14 protein-coding genes and 1 pseudogene are annotated in these 15,582 nt (G+C 38.7%); 8 read left to right on the plus strand and 7 right to left on the minus strand.

Annotated elements, in window-relative coordinates; genetic code table 11:
* Positions 1–51: 51 nt before the first annotated feature.
* A complete protein-coding gene (locus H4J46_RS17225; RefSeq protein ID WP_259365752.1) occupies positions 52–180 on the plus strand; it encodes a hypothetical protein in 129 nt (42 codons plus the stop codon).
* Between the two features lie 69 nt (positions 181–249).
* Here H4J46_RS17225 and H4J46_RS08865 read toward each other — a convergent pair whose 3' ends face one another.
* On the minus strand, positions 250–1,761 hold the full coding sequence (locus H4J46_RS08865) for a S10 family serine carboxypeptidase-like protein (protein WP_182233156.1): 1,512 nt from the start codon (positions 1,759–1,761) through the stop codon (positions 250–252).
* A 437-nt stretch (positions 1,762–2,198) separates the two neighbouring features.
* Positions 2,199–2,777 carry a HutD family protein gene (locus H4J46_RS08870; protein ID WP_182233157.1) on the minus strand — a complete coding sequence of 193 codons (579 nt, stop codon included), beginning with the start codon at positions 2,775–2,777 and terminating at the stop codon, positions 2,199–2,201.
* Between the two features lie 251 nt (positions 2,778–3,028).
* On the opposite strand from H4J46_RS08870, the gene H4J46_RS08875 reads away from it, so the two are divergent.
* Positions 3,029–3,526: an outer membrane beta-barrel protein gene (locus tag H4J46_RS08875; RefSeq protein WP_182233158.1), complete on the plus strand. Its 498-nt coding sequence runs from the start codon at positions 3,029–3,031 to the stop codon at positions 3,524–3,526.
* Between the two features lie 174 nt (positions 3,527–3,700).
* Here the strand turns inward: H4J46_RS08875 and H4J46_RS08880 are convergent, their stop codons facing one another.
* Positions 3,701–4,321 carry a cytochrome c gene (locus tag H4J46_RS08880; protein ID WP_182233159.1) on the minus strand — a complete coding sequence of 207 codons (621 nt, stop codon included), beginning with the start codon at positions 4,319–4,321 and terminating at the stop codon, positions 3,701–3,703.
* 245 nt (positions 4,322–4,566) lie between these two features.
* Positions 4,567–5,799: a cytochrome c gene (locus H4J46_RS17230; protein WP_259365753.1), complete on the minus strand. Its 1,233-nt coding sequence runs from the start codon at positions 5,797–5,799 to the stop codon at positions 4,567–4,569.
* A gap of 196 nt (positions 5,800–5,995) precedes the next feature.
* On the opposite strand from H4J46_RS17230, the gene yihA reads away from it, so the two are divergent.
* Positions 5,996–6,652 (plus strand): ribosome biogenesis GTP-binding protein YihA/YsxC, encoded by a 657-nt coding sequence (gene yihA, locus H4J46_RS08895; RefSeq protein WP_182233160.1) that lies wholly within the window; start codon positions 5,996–5,998, stop codon positions 6,650–6,652.
* A gap of 280 nt (positions 6,653–6,932) precedes the next feature.
* Here yihA and msrA read toward each other — a convergent pair whose 3' ends face one another.
* Positions 6,933–7,427, minus strand: a complete 495-nt coding sequence (msrA, locus tag H4J46_RS08900; RefSeq protein WP_182233161.1) for a peptide-methionine (S)-S-oxide reductase MsrA — start codon at positions 7,425–7,427, stop codon at positions 6,933–6,935.
* A gap of 3 nt (positions 7,428–7,430) precedes the next feature.
* Positions 7,431–7,874: a peptide-methionine (R)-S-oxide reductase MsrB gene (gene msrB, locus H4J46_RS08905; RefSeq protein ID WP_182233162.1), complete on the minus strand. Its 444-nt coding sequence runs from the start codon at positions 7,872–7,874 to the stop codon at positions 7,431–7,433.
* 288 nt (positions 7,875–8,162) lie between these two features.
* Between msrB and H4J46_RS08910 the strand changes: the two genes are divergently transcribed.
* Together H4J46_RS08910 and H4J46_RS08915 are read left to right on the plus strand one after the other, a co-directional pair.
* Positions 8,163–8,624, plus strand: a complete 462-nt coding sequence (locus H4J46_RS08910) for a nuclear transport factor 2 family protein (RefSeq protein WP_182233163.1) — start codon at positions 8,163–8,165, stop codon at positions 8,622–8,624.
* Positions 8,625–9,170: 546 nt separating this feature from the next.
* Positions 9,171–10,613, plus strand: a pseudogene (locus H4J46_RS08915) (IS1182 family transposase).
* 351 nt (positions 10,614–10,964) lie between these two features.
* Here H4J46_RS08915 and H4J46_RS08920 read toward each other — a convergent pair.
* Positions 10,965–11,507, minus strand: coding sequence for a gluconokinase (locus tag H4J46_RS08920; RefSeq protein ID WP_259365754.1), 543 nt, complete (start codon positions 11,505–11,507; stop codon positions 10,965–10,967).
* A 244-nt stretch (positions 11,508–11,751) separates the two neighbouring features.
* Here H4J46_RS08920 and H4J46_RS08925 point away from each other — a divergent pair, with 244 nt between their 5' ends.
* From H4J46_RS08925 to H4J46_RS08935, 3 genes are all read left to right on the plus strand, one after another.
* Positions 11,752–13,128 (plus strand): GntP family permease, encoded by a 1,377-nt coding sequence (locus H4J46_RS08925; protein ID WP_182233164.1) that lies wholly within the window; start codon positions 11,752–11,754, stop codon positions 13,126–13,128.
* Positions 13,129–13,202: 74 nt separating this feature from the next.
* The gene (locus H4J46_RS08930; protein ID WP_182233165.1) at positions 13,203–14,258 is read left to right on the plus strand and encodes a LacI family DNA-binding transcriptional regulator; all 1,056 of its coding nucleotides are present in this window, start codon (positions 13,203–13,205) and stop codon (positions 14,256–14,258) included.
* An 83-nt stretch (positions 14,259–14,341) separates the two neighbouring features.
* The gene (locus tag H4J46_RS08935) at positions 14,342–15,559 is read left to right on the plus strand and encodes an SMP-30/gluconolactonase/LRE family protein (protein WP_182233166.1); all 1,218 of its coding nucleotides are present in this window, start codon (positions 14,342–14,344) and stop codon (positions 15,557–15,559) included.
* Positions 15,560–15,582: the final 23 nt, after the last annotated feature.

The following is a 15,582-nucleotide window of genomic DNA, read 5'->3' on the forward strand; positions in this document are numbered from 1 at the left end:
TGTTTGTCTCCCTGTGAGATGTTTTTACAGAGAGGAAATAATGAGAAGGGAATGAGCAGGGCACTTATGGATTTCATGGTGGTGAGCTTTGCTTTAAGAACAAAAGTACTCGGTATTGGTAGTGGTTTGCAGGTAAAAAATTTAGAAATAGTGTGGGTTGATAGACAGCGCTGGAAATAAGATTGTCAGTGCCTAGGCACTGACAATCTTAATTAAGGCAGTAAAATACTGGCTAAATTAGCGTTTGCTTTAATATTTTGCTGGTGTGGTTTTATTCGGTAAGGTGGCTTGCATAAACTCACGAAGATCTTGGTTAGACGCTTCTAAATCTTGATAACGTAAATACATCATATGGCCACTTTTATAACCCTTAAATGATAATCTTTCCTGCATTTTACCACTTGGGTCAATTTGGGATAAGGTATATTTAGCATCAAAATAGTTGGTGGCACCATCATAGTAACCTGACTGTATCATCACATTTAAGTACGGGTTTTGCGCCATCGCTAAACGTAAGTTTTCGCCCGTTTTATTGTTGCTCCTATCCCAAGGATGCACATTACCGAACATATTGTATTTAAGGTCGGTTTTATAATTGAGCTCTTCACGCAAATAATAATTTATTGCCGGCGTAAAACTGTGCAACCAAGAGGTTAATTCGGCATTGTAATCAGGGCTGCTACCGGTAACTTTTTCATCGATACCTAAATAGCGAGAATCTAAACGACCAACGGTTTGTTCGCGATTACGAAGTATTTCTTTCCAAAAATAAGACGCTTCAATATCTAAGTTATTACGCAAGACTTCTTGTATCGATAAACCAGAATATCGAGCGACTTGTTCGGCGATGCGCTGCTTTTCATCTTGAGCAATAAAGCCACCTTTGGCGAGCGCGGGCAAGTATTGCTCAAGGGTGAATTTTTCAATTTCAGGTAGAATGTCTAATAGATCTTTATTTTGCAAGTCATCAGCAAGCGCTTTGTGGTACCAAGCGGTTGCGGCAAAATAAGGTAAACGATTGGCTGCTTTTACTGGACCATCACGTTTGATACCAATATCAGTGGGTGACACCAAAATAACGCCATTAAGGTACATCCACTGGCGAGATTGTAGTTCTAACGCTAAGCCTGCAACACGAGTAGTGCCATAACTTTCGCCAATAAGGTATTTGGGTGACTGCCAACGATTATTGCGGGTAACAAAGGTGTTAATCCACTCTGCCAAGTATTTAATGTCAGCATTTACGCCAAAGAACATTTTCTTTTGTGCTTCTTTTGACGGCATTTTACCTTCTTTATTTGGTAAAATTCGTGAATAGCCAGTATTGACTGGGTTAACAAAGACAATATCAGCGCTGTCTAAAATGGAGAAGTCATTAGTTTTTACACCGTATGGCTGTAATGGAAAACCTTCGCTGTCGACATTAAGTACGTTAGGGCCAGTATAAGCGACATGCATCCAAACAGATGCTGAGCCTGGACCACCATTAAATGAGATGAGCAATGGCCGAGTGGCTTTGTTTTTTACATTTGCGCGTTGATAATAGGTATAAAAAAGGCTGGCAGTAGGCTTGCCCTCTTCGTCCCAAACCGGTTGAGTACCGGTAGTGGCGGTGTAATCAAATTTCTTGCCATTAACTTTTGTACTGTGAGTACTGGTGTTACTTTCATCAATGGAAATTTTGCGGTCAAACTCTGCATTTGCCAAGGGTGATAACATTAACAGTAGGCTAGCTAGCCTTATAAAATACTTAATGGTCATAATATTGTCCTTAGGGTTAAGGCGTAATTTTTATTTTGTCTCTTGAGCCTACGTCAGCATTAAGAAAAAGTCATAATTAAAAGTTAGAACGAGTATTTCTAGCGATTAATAACCTTAACCACTGATTAAAACGCGGCGTACTAAAATAAGGCTCGCCTATGTATTTAAATGAGTAAGTCAGTTTCAAAGCTTAATGATCACCTGTATGTCGGTATTTATCTTAAAGACGGTTAAATTTTATTTAACTTAATGGACTAAAGTCCACTCTATATTAGGCCTACATTGAACCTGCATTGAACTTACAAAGTGACTACTTATGGTGCTGCGGTTTTAGGTTGTTTTTCTGTTGGGCGGACTTTAGTCCGTCAACTGTTAGTTTGACTACTTAAAGTCTTACTTAAGTGGTCAAACTGTGCAAATTGCACCGGCCTAAAAAATCAGGAGCAATGCGTTAGGTAAACAACAATAAGGTGTTCACCGCTCAGACTGGCGAAGTTGTTAGGTAAGTCGATTATTTTTACTAAGTGTTGAGCAGGTAAGGTGATGACTTCTTGGCTGTGGTTTAAGGTCAGTGTTGCGTCTTTGAATAAACTATAAATAAAGCACAGGGCGCTTGTTTCAAGTAAATAATTATTCACACTTTTTTGGCAGCTTACCTTGGTATTAAAGGCGGAAGTTTGGACGATAACATTAAAGTCGGTTATTTCATTAGTATGTAAGTTGCCAACGGTTTTATTGCCACCATCAAAAGTAGCCAGGTCTAATAGCTGGGTTAAACGGTCAATTTTATTATCATTGTGTTGTAGGTTGATTCCGTCTCCGTCAATTAAAATTAGGTTACGGGTATAGCCAGTAAAACTAGAGAAAACGCCATCTTCAACCACACTTGCCATACTTAATCGCCAGTCGAAATGGTCTAAGCTGCCGCCTGGGTTTATCGCCATTTCAATGGTTTCTCCCTGACCATTCTTCCATGGTACGGTTTTAAATTGTGTGGGTTGAATAATTTCTATCATCTTGTGAATCCTGATTAAAACTGCATATTCTGCTCATTATTTAGATCATAGCGTGAAACTGAACCCGATGTCTTTGGTAAATGAGGTTTATTTAGCGATCAGACTAAAGACATAACGTGTTACTTATTTTTCTGATTTAACCTGGACAAAATAATTGCGTAACGCAAGGCGCATTGTTAGCATGCGCGCTTTCTTATCTTCATTAACTCACTATTTAAACTCACTATTTAAATTAATAAAAGGATATTATTGTGTTTAAAAAATCTTTAATTGCACTTTCTTTATTGGTATTACCTTTAACAGTTTCGGCTAACTGGTCAGCTGGCGCAGGCTATGCAGACTTATCACCTGAAAATCTTTCTTTAGGCGCTATTTATGGCGCTGTTGCTTATGAATTTGTCGAAGAGGGGAGTAAATTCTCATTAATACCTGAATTGCGCCTTGGTACCGGTATATCTGATGATAAAAATCATAGTATTAAAGTAGAAGTTGAACGTTTTATGGCACTCTCTGTTCGTGGTCAATACAATGATGATAATGGTTTTTATGTTTATGTGATGCCGTCATATGCCAACTTAGATCTGAGAGCCAGTTTCCGTGGCACGTCTGTTAGCGATGATGAATGGGAGTTTGGTTTTGGTGCAGGTGTGGGTAAAAAACTGAACGAAAAAGTTAGCGTTGAAGCGTCTTTTGAACGTTATGACACTGATGTTGACATGATAACGGTTGGTTTTAAATACGCTTTTTAAGCGCTTAAATAAACGTTATTATTTAAAAGGGAAGTCATAGTGCTGCCCTTTTATGTTCAAGACGAACGATATGTCACGATCAAATGCGAAAGCGAGACTGAATATAAAAAGCAGCGATTAACGCTGCTTTTTATAAATATTAACTTTTAAAAAGCTAATTAAATGGCTTAGGGCTTATTTTAATGACGATGCGTACTGCGACAGTGCAGTAATGTCTGCATCAGTTAAATTCGCAGCAACACCTCGCATCATACCATTAAGGTCATTATAACGTGAGCCATTACGAAATGCGTCTAACTGAATTTTTAAGTATTCAGCATTTTGGCCAGCAAGAGCAGGAAAACCAGCATTTGCCATGCCTTTACCATTAACACCATGACAGCCGGCACAAGCAGTAATTTCCATTTCGGCACTGCCACCTAAATAAAGTTTTTTACCTTTCGCATTAGCGATACCGTTGCCATCAGTGACTTTTTGATTGGCATAAAATGCTGAGATATCAGCCATATCTTGCTCACTAAGTGCCATTGCCATACCACCCATGATGGCGTTTACACGACCTGACTTACCACCAGAGGTCATGCCTAACTTAAATTCAGTAAGTTGCTTAACTAAGTAGTTAGCACTCTGCCCCGCTAACTTAGGGTACATAGGCACAAGACTATTACCGTCAGCACCGTGACAAGCAGCACACATGGCTGCTTTGCCTTTACCTGCTTCGGCATTGCCTTGCACTGCATTGGCAGTAGTGATTGCACTTAATCCTAATAAAACAGTAATGATAAATTTTTTCATTGATTTAGTCTCTGCTTGTCGTAAACACGATAAAGGGTTTACTTATAAAATTTGCTAAAATGTTGTTTTGGCATTCTACACGAATTTAATGGCTGTGAAATAATGTCATTAAAAAAATTAGTTAATACCAGTACAGTAAATTTTTTTGCTGTACTGGTAGCATAAAATCACGGCAATAAAAAGCAGCGATAAACGCTGCTTTTTATTGAGATTAAATAGCTGACGTTAGCCCATGTTGACTAATACTACTTCATTGACGCCATATATTTCGCTAACTCATCCATGTCGCTAGCTGTAAGCTTAGAAGCCACACTGCGCATCATAGTGTTGTAATCGTTATAACGCTCACCATTTTTGAATTGCATTAATTGTGCTTTTAGGTAGGCTTCATTTTGGCCGGCGACAACGGGGAAACCTGCCTTATCGGCACCTTTACCGTTAACACCGTGACAAGCAACACAAGCAGTGATTTTACGTTTTGCATCACCACCTAGATAAAGTTTTTTACCAATATCAGAACCTTCCAAATCAGCAACAATAATTTTTTGAGCGGCAAAATAGCTGGCAATCTCTACCATGTCTTGCTCACTCAATGCTGATGCCATAGGCCACATAACCGCATTTTCGCGCGCACCCGATTTAAACTCTTGTAACTGTTTTACAAGGTAATCCGCATGTTGTCCTGCAAGTTTTGGGTAGATAGGAACAAGGCTGTTACCATCGGCGCCGTGACATGCAGTACAAGTTGCGGCTTTGGCTTTACCCGCAATAACTTCAGCCGTTACCGGAGCTGATGGCGCTACTCTACGTGAAACCACGTTAGCAACGGCCGCAGTGTCAGCAAAGTAAGCGGCCATGTCAGCAATATCATTGTTAGTCATGTTACCGGCAAATTGGTTCATGGCGTAGTTAATGCGGTCTTTGTTTTTAAAATTCATTAACTGTGTGGCAATGTATTCAGGATGTTGATTGGCCAGGTTTGGATAAATTAATACCTTGCTGTTACCTTCGCTACCATGACAACCAATACATGAGGCAATATTGCGCGAAGGATCGCCTAATTCAAATAGGCTCTTACCCGCTGCAGGGTCAGGTACGTAAGCAGTAGGTGCTTTATTTGTCGCTGCGCTTGTACTTGCTTCAGTAGCGCTAGTATCTTGGCTTGCGCCATTACGCGGTAAAGCTGCAAAGTAAGCCGCCAGATCAGCCATGTCTTGTTCAGATAAACCTGCTGCCATTGAATACATTAATGAGTTTTCACGCTCACCTGATTTGAATGCTTTCAGTTGTACTACAATATAATCAGCATGTTGGCCTGCTAAATTAGGAAAGGTATCACTAATGCCAATACCATTTGCACCATGACAGCCAGCACAAGTAGCTGATTTAGCTTTACCTGCATCTGCGTCACCAGTGGCGGCTACAGCAATATTAATACTTAATAAGGTTATAATTAATGAAGTTAAAATATGTCTCATAGGAAAATTCTCAACATGCTTTTGTGTTTTTTATTGAATACATTCAATAAGCCAGAAAAATCGGGGATATTATACACCATTAAGGGTATTGAGCGGCTTGTTTAATGAAAAAAATTGCCTAAATTCTAATACAATTGCATCTTTAGTATAAAAAAACGATATAATGCGGTTTTAATTTATATCGTTGGATCTAATCTTGTCATCTACAGCCATTCATCTAAGCAAAGCGACTTTTACCCTTAGCGCACCTGATATCCGTCGTTTACCAGCCGATAGTGGTATTGAAGTGGCATTTGCAGGTCGCTCTAACGCAGGTAAGTCAAGCGCGTTAAATACCCTAACAAATCAAAGAGGCCTTGCACGGACCAGTAAAACACCGGGCAGAACTCAGTTGATTAACATTTTTGAAATTGCTGAAAATAAGCGCTTAGTTGATTTACCGGGCTATGGTTTCGCTAAAGTGCCTATGGAAATGAAAAAAAAGTGGCAAAAAGCTTTAGGCGAATACCTAGAAAAACGCGAATGTTTGAAAGGTTTAGTGATACTGATGGATATCAGACATCCGTTAAAAGACCTTGATATGGACCTAATTCAATGGGCTGTAGACGGAGAGTTACCGGTGTTAGCCTTATTAACCAAAAGCGACAAACTTTCTCAAGGCAAAGTCAGTGGGCAAGTACTTGCGGTCAGAAAAGAGCTAGCAGCATTAAATGCTAATATTAAAGTGCAGGCGTTTTCGTCATTAAAACGTACTGGCTCAGAGCAAGCAGACAAAGTAATTTGCGATTGGTTTCAAGATGAAAATCTGCAAGCCTTAAGTGAATTAGGTGAAGCGCCTTTAATCGAAGAATAAAAATAGCCAGTTGAGCAATACATTACTCAACTGATTATATTGACATAACAACCTAATAAGTCACGCCATACAGGAAGTAGGGTCAGTTTTTTGTTCCAGACAAAAACTAAGTACCGATCTCCCTGTCGGCAATGTCGCGATCACATGGATGTGAAAGATTGACTATGCACAAGCCGCTCTTAGTCATTCATAGCTCCGAGGCCAAGACATCAGTCCTCGCCCTATCCGTTGGAATAAACAACTCTTATACAAAGTCTCTTAGGTCAGTTGCCTAGCCTTATTATTCAGGTAGCACCCAATCAGGTCTTGGGAAATGGCAAGTGTAGCCATTGGGCACCCGCTGTAAATAGTCTTGATGCTCTACCTCGGCTTGCCAAAAATCACCAACGGGCTCAACTTCAGTAACCACTTTACCCGGCCACAAGCCAGAGGCATCGACATCAGCAATGGTTTTTTTTGCCATGGCTTTTTGCGCTGCGCAAGTATAATAAATTGCCGAGCGATAGCCAGTGCCTAGATCATTGCCTTGCCTGTTTTCTGTAGTAGGATCATGTATTTGAAAAAATAATTCTAAAATCTTTCGATACCCGATCACTGTATTGTCAAAGTAAATCTCAAGGCCCTCTGCATGAGTACCGTGGTTTCGGTAAGTCGCATTTTTAACATCGCCACCGGTATAACCGGCAGAGGTTTTTGTGATGCCGGGTAATTTGCGAATTAAATCTTGCATACCCCAAAAGCAACCGCCAGCTAATACGGCTCGTTCAATAGTCATATTCTATCCTTCTACTTGGGCTAAATAGGCTTCATAACCTGCAGCGCTCATATCGTCACGGTGAATAAATTTCAGTGAAGCTGAGTTAATGCAATATCGTAAGCCACCTTGTGCTGTCGGACCGTCAGTAAATACATGGCCTAAATGACTATCACCATGTGCCGAGCGGACTTCTGTGCGCACCATGCCATGGTTTTCATCGCTAAGTTCACTAACATTATTGCTTTCAATGGGCTTAGTAAAACTAGGCCAGCCACAACCCGCGTCAAACTTATCAGCTGAGGCAAACAAAGGCTCACCCGAAACCACATCAACATAAATACCCGGTGAGGTATTTTCCAATAACTCACCAGTCCAAGGCTGTTCAGTACCGCTTTCTTGTGTAACACGATATTGCTCAGCGGATAACGCAGCAATAGCATCGTTTGATTTGGAATATTGTGACATAAGATCTCCTTAGTGGTTTGATGGCGATTAATGATTTATTGCAGCAATAAATTAATGAAATATGACTCTGCTCATTACCGCTTAATAATAGACCGGAAATGTCATGATTAATTCACCATAGTATTCAAACTATATTGAGCAAAAATTCGATATAACAAGGCTTACCTAAGTTAAAGCAGCCGACTAATGTAAACCTGCTATATTTAAGGGACGATAATCGCAAATTCGAGTTTACTGAGAAGTGCGTTGTTTAGTAAGCCTTGTCGAAATATTAACAAGGAAGATAAAATGAACTTCAAATTAACCATAGCACTAATAGTCACGGTTACCGCTTTTAGCAGCTATGCTGAAAGTTGGAATGAACAGCAAACACAAGTATGGAATATAGTTTTAGCTTCATATGCAGATATCGATAAACGTGATAATAATTGGACAGATAAATGGGTAACCGAAGACGCCATGGTTTGGGGAAATAGTACCCCAATGCCTCGTGACCGAAGTGCAGTAAAACGATGGGAAAAATTCAGTTTTGAAGATGGTTCAACTAACAATGTTGCTGAATATAGCCCAACAGCCATTGTTGTTCATGGTGATACCGCCGTTGCACATTATTACTATTCTAATGGCACTACGGCTAAAAAAGGAGAGCAAAAGGTTACTCATGGCCGTTGTAGTGATGTGTTAGTCAAAGATGGCAAAGTCTGGAAATTTGTCGCTTGGCATTGTGCTGATGAAGCGAAAAAATATTAATTAATTCTGTTTGAAATTAACTCCTAGCTAATGTTGAGATGGGTCTTTTTGTTAATTTTTCAGGGTGAGAACAAAAGCTAAATTTTAGACATAAAAAAACCGATGACTAAAAGGGTCATCGGTATGTAAGCTTGGGGAAGCTAGAATTCAAAATTAATACAACAGGTTCAAACGAGAACAACTTCATTATAGAGTAACAACTCTACAAAAGTAAAGCCTTTACTCTAAAATAGTTTATTTAAATCAAAAAAAGACAGTTTTAACTGTGTGGAGGTGTTATGAAAAATGAGGATGGTATCAATAAGTGAGAATTTAGGCACTGTGTAGCTATGCATAATACTTGAGTTAAGGGTAGGTTTAAGCTCATTGTTGCCGGTGGCGACTCGTATCTGAATATTCACTTTTGCCAGACACTGTGTGAAAATTTTTTGATCACCTTTTTATTTAAATTCCTGATAGTTATGATCAATCGGTCTTAACGTTCTCAACAAACATAAAATATTTTTACTATACCTATTAGTAAGTTAATCTTTATTGGTAAGTATCATGTCAGGTTTTATTAAAGGTGTTAACCGCTCGCAATTTACCTTCTTTCCTGAATCTCTCAATGACTTTGTTAATGCTGAAAATACCGTCAGAGTCATTGATGTGTTTATTGAAGTATTGGATTTAGCTGAGTTAGGTTTCACGGGTGCGATCACCAAATCTACTGGCCGCCCTAAGTATCATCCTAGTATCATGTTAAAGCCTTATCTCTATGGATATCTAAATCGCGTTCAATCATTTCGAAGGTTAGAGATTGAAGCGAATCGTAATGTTGAATTAATGTGGTTACTTGAATTGATTGGCTCCTGACTTTAAAACCATTGCTGATTTTAGAAAAAATAATGCTAAGGGGATTAAGCATGTTTGCCGAATATTCGTTCAGCTATGTCGACAACTTCACATGTTTGATGAAGGCGAGATTGCTATTGATGGCAGTAAATTTAAAGCCAGTAACAACAAAGATAACAATTACACCCCAAAAAAAATGGCCTTTCATATTGAACGTGTTGAAAAGCATATTAGCAACTATTTAGAAAAACCAGACAGAGCAGATAAAGAGCAACATAGTCCTCAAAAAATCAAGGCAACTCAAGAAACCATTAACAACTTAAAACAGAAACTCGCTGAATTAAAAACATTAGAAAAAGAAGTTAAAGGCCACCCAGGAAAAAAAATATCGACCACGGATCCAGATTCAAGGTTGATGAAAACACAAGGTATGACGAGAGTGGTCAGTTACGACATACAAGTGCTATTGATACTAAGCATCACCTTATTGTTGCACATGAAGTGACCAACACGACTGACCGAAGACAACTTTGCCCTAAAGCTATCTTGGCTCAATACGCATTAAAAAGAAAAGACCTATCGGTTATTGCTGATAAAGGCTACTTCAGTGGCCAAGAGATCAAAGATACTCAAGACGCTGGTATGATAACACTTGTACTAAAAGGCGATACTTCGGGTAGTGATAAGAAAGGCATATTTAACCGTTCAAAGTTTACATATGATAAAGCGAGTGATGTATATGTTTGCCCCAACAATAAGCAGCTAACGCCTGGAAAAACTAAGACAAAAAATCGTGATATATACCAAATTAATTACCGAGCAAGACTTAAAACCTGTCAAGAACGCTCATTGAGTTCTAAATGTACGAAAAGTTTGACCCCAAGAAAATTAACTCGATGGGAGCATCAAGATTGTATTAATAACATCGATAAATTAATGAAAAAACGGCCTGACCTCATGCTAATAAGAAAGCAGACTGTTGAACATCCATTCGGCACTATTAAATGTTTGATGGGAATGACACATATACTCATTCGCTGATTCAAAAACGTTCGAACAGAGATGAATCTTGATATTTTGGCTTATAACTTTAAACGAAGGTTAAGCAGAATGGGAAAGGAAGACTTAATAAACGCTATAAAGGTCACAATCTAGGGCTGTAGCCTTTTCTTTTTATTTTTAATTGGACTCTCATCAAAAATAAAAAACTTATTGGTAGAATGTATTTTAAAATTATACAAACAACAATGAGTTTTTATATAGTCCGCTTAGCCATTAAAAACATTCAACATAAAACGAGGAAAAGTAAGTGTGCGATTTTGAGTGCAATCTGTAGGTTTTTTGTGGTGATTTTATAAAAACTCAATTGAATGAACTTTACTGGTTGTTTTTTGTGCACAGAGTGGAACAAGATTAGGCAAAATATCAAACGTCAACTTTCAGATCTTAAAGCTGACATAATTTTTATTTCTAAGTCGTTATGGGGCAGAAAGTGAGATATAAATATCACATAATAAAACGAATAGACTTTACTAGTAAGTTCTCAACAGGTTCCGCTGCACTTAATATCAACAATGATAAATTTTCTTCAGGTTCAGCATTGATAGGCTCCATCGACGAGATTTGACTACTTAGCAATTGTGACGACATAAAATGCTCTTTCCTACTCTCTAACCGTTGCTCAATTAAAGATTGCTCTGCATTAAGTAAGATTGCTACTCCATGATGATATGAGTCAAATATTGATTTTCTGTGTTGTTTTTTTAATCCTGAATAGGCCAACACACAACTTTTATTTTGAGACGCAAAAAGGTTTAGTTGTTTACCAATACGTTTTATCCAAGGCTTTCTTTGCTTATCAGTTAAAGGGATACCTTGTGACATTTGTTTAATGGCGTCTTCACTATGAAAAGAGTCTGCATCTAAGAAGGTAATATTAAAATGATTAGCTACTTCTTTGGCTAGGGTTGTTTTTCCGCATCCGGACACACCCATAACGACTACCAAGATAGGTGATGGTTTATTTTTTATCTCATGACTGGTTAACAATATGAGTTTCCTTATCTCCTGTATGACAGCGCAACCATTTTTCTTGATATTTTATAGTTAAAATAGCCACTTTAATAGAGCTTAGTTTATATCGTGGTTGCAATCGAACATATTGTTACATAGGATGGTTGCGCTAGCAATAGTCATTGTTAATATCGGAAATAAATAATGACAGGTTTTTTATACAAATTATCACGATAAATTAGCAATCTAAATTTTTATAACGGTACTTATAAGGGATCTCATGCAAGATATTATACAAACCCCAAGTCCATTTTTTTTACTATCTGTCGCCGCACTTTCAATCGTAGCACTACTATTACTGATCATAAAATGTCGAGTTCATGCATTTATTTCCCTGATTTTTGTTAGTTTTTTTACCGCTGTTATTGCTGGCATTCCCAGTGAAGAAGTTGTGCCAACATTAATGAGTGGCTTTGGCGGTACCCTTGCATCAGTCGCCTTATTGGTTGGACTTGGTGCCATGATAGGGAAACTATTAGAAGTCTCAGGCGGTGCTCAGGTACTAGCAGATAAATTGATAGGGAAGTTTGGTGCAAAAAAATCCCCGCTTGCCCTCGGCGTAACCTCATTGATATTTGGATTCCCAATATTTTTCGATGCGGGTTTAATTGTGATGATGCCAATAATTTTCAGTGTAGCTAATCGATTTGGTGGTTCTTTACTTATCTATGCGCTGCCTGCTGCCGGGGCATTTGCAGTAATGCACGCTTTTGTTCCACCTCACCCAGGACCTGTTGCTGCCGCTGGTTTTCTTGGCGCGGATATTGGTCTTTTGTTAATGGTGGGATTACTGGTAGCGGTGCCAACATGGTATCTGGGCTCTTATTTGTTTGGTGTATACTCTGGCCATAAATTTCACATTTCACTGTCGAATATACTCCATTCCACAGAGTCGAACTTGCAACCGATTAAACTCCCTAGATTTGCAACAGTCATGTCAATACTTATATTACCTATGTTGCTTATATTTCTTGATACCGGCCTCAATACTTTAACAGCTGCCGGTATTATTGATGGATCGAACTCATTGACTAGGGTTTTGAGAATGATGGGGAAAACCCCCATTGCGTTACTTATAACGCTGTTAGTTTGTCTTTTTGTTTTTTCAAAAGACTACGGAATGAAAAAATTAGATAGCTTATGCAGTGAATCACTTGCACCCATATGTGGTGTTATTTTGATTACCGGTGCTGGAGGTATGTATGGAGGAGTCTTACGCACCAGCGGAATTGGTGATGCCCTTGCTGGATTGTTTACAGATACAGGTATGCCGGTTATTGTGGCTGCGTTTGTTATTGCTACTTGTCTTAGAGTTGCTCAAGGTTCAGCTACTGTGGCGCTTACTACCACCGCCGCACTTATATCCCCGATGGTGGCCTCGACAGTAGGTCTGTCATCGCTTGACCTTTGCTTCATTGTTATTGCTATCGCGGGTGGTGCAACTGTATTATCCCATTTCAATGATTCCGGGTTTTGGTTAGTAAGTCGTTTACTTGAAATGGATGAAAAAACCACGTTAAGAACATGGACTGTTATGGAAACATTATTGGGAAGTATCGCCTTTTTAATTGTTTTGGTTTTAAGTTTTGTATTTTAGTATTAGACACCATAAATGTCATAACAACATATTAGCGCCAATGCGGTATTGAATTAAAAAATTTAAGGTTTTGTATGTCTATTTCTACGGATAAATCACGAAGTGCTAAGAAAATAACGTTAAAAGACGTTGCGAAAAAAGCTGGGGTAAGCGCTATTACCGTTTCTAGAGTAGTAAATGACTATGCTGGAGTACGTGAAAATGTTCGTGAAAAAGTAGAAGCCGCAATTAGTGAACTTGGTTACATCCCTAACCGATCAGCCAGTATTTTAGCTTCATCACGTTCAAAATTAATTGGTGTTTTAATTCCCTCATTATCTAATGTGGTATTTAATGATGTCTTACGTGGAATTTACGACATTACTGGCCCTGCGAATTATCAGGTGCTACTAGCAGATACTCATTATTCACCAATAGAAGAAGAAAGATCAATACGTACTTTGCTTGGACAATCTCCAGAGGGCTTAATCGTCACTGGTGGTGAACAAACTGACGCCGCTAAAGCAATGTTAAAAGCCTCTGGTGTGCCTGTAGTTCAGATTATGGATAAGGTTGAATCGCCAATAGATATTAATGTTGGCTTTTCTCATTATGATGCAGGTGCAGCCGTTGCAGAGATGTTACTTGCAAAGTCATATCATAAAATTGGTTTTATTGGCGCCAGAATGGATCCCAGAACCTGTGACCGCTTGGCGGGTTTTAAATCAGTACTAGCTGCGGCTGAGTCTTTAGATTTAAAACGCGTGATAACTAATCCACAACCCTCTTCTGTTGCCATGGGAACGGTTTTATTTAGAGAGTTGATGGCGGCCACTGCTGGTGATTGTGATGCCGTTTTTTGTTGTAACGATGACTTAGCCTTGGGAGTATTGCATGAATGTAAAAAAATGCATATTAACGTACCCAGTAAATTTGGAGTGTGTGGGTTTAACGACATTGAAATGGCAACATATGCTGAACCTTCATTATCGAGCGTGAGTGTTAACCGATACAAAATGGGTAAGCAAGCCATGGAACTGATATTTGCGCGTTTAAATAACTCAGAAATTAGTGACAATGCACAGATAAACACAGAACAAAGTTATGTAAACACGGGGTTTGAATTATTCATGCGTAATTCAACCGGATAGTGATGAAAAAGCGAAATAAATAATTCTTTAAACTAAACTAAACAAAACTAAACAAAACTATGTAATTTAACCAAGGTATTCTTATGAGTTTTAAACTAACTAAACCCAAAAAAATCAAACTCGTTAGCGCTTTATGTATTAGTTTATTAGTTGTTTCTTGTGCTGATGACAATGTAATTCAGGTAGTTGTTCAAGCAACAAATAATAGCGTATCAAACGCTGTTATCAACTCTGTTTCTGACGCTAACGCACGCTATTGCTCCGCAGGCTCTGAGGATGTTCAGCTGGATTTAGCCAGTATAAAGCTGGTTCGTGAACAGAACATTCCATTGATGTATCAAGGTTATAACAATATAGAAGGTCCTGTTTGGTATAAAGGGGCATTGTATTATTCCAATATGGGTTCACATCAACCCGATGAAGATGACTTTGTATTAAGCAATCAAACAACCATTTGGCGTTGGGTACCGGGAAGTAAGCCACAAGTTTGGATGAAAGATAGTGAGGCAGGTACCAATGGCTTAGCATTAGACAGTAAAGGTAATTTAATCGTCACTCGTCAGCTTGATGGCTCACTTTCGTCTATTGACTGGCATAGCAAAAAAATTACTCCCATGGTAAGTACATACCAAAATAAACGCTTTAATTCTCCTAATGATTTAACTATTGGATACGACGATACCGTATATTTCACGGATCCAAATTGGAATACACCATCAAATATTAGTTTAGAAAGTGTCCAAGGTGGTGGTCAAGAAGGCTCAACTGCTCCTGGGCAAAGAATTTATCGAATGACAACAAATAGTACTGAAAAAGCTAGCGTTAAAGCAACTAAGGTCACTACTTTGGTACCTGCTCTTAGTGATAAACCTAATGGCATTATGTTAACCCTTAATCAGCAACGATTAATCGTTGGCGGCTTGCAAGGTTTATGGGTATTTGATTTACATTCGGGGGAGGTTGCTAATCCTAAACAACTGCTAAATACGCCAATTGACGGATTAGGTAAAGACTGTAGTGGCAATATTTATGTGACAACCACACGAGAAACGTCAGAAAGAAAAGATGGGCAAGTGGTCGTTATATTAGATAAACAACACAAGGAAGTGGGTATATTAAAAGTACCTGGTATTCATATTGTTACTAATATTGCTTTTGGCGGGGATGACCGAAAAACACTTTTTGTGACAGGGTTAACCGCACCAATGGACGGGAATAAACTCCGTCAATGTGGTGATAAGGCTTGTTTAAAAGCTGGTATTTATACCACCAAACTTAATGTACAAGGCTTTCCTTTTTAACTGTTTTTTAAAAGGGCATTAAA

The organism is Colwellia sp. MB02u-6, assembly GCF_014077095.1.
In the GTDB taxonomy this organism is placed as follows: domain Bacteria; phylum Pseudomonadota; class Gammaproteobacteria; order Enterobacterales; family Alteromonadaceae; genus Cognaticolwellia.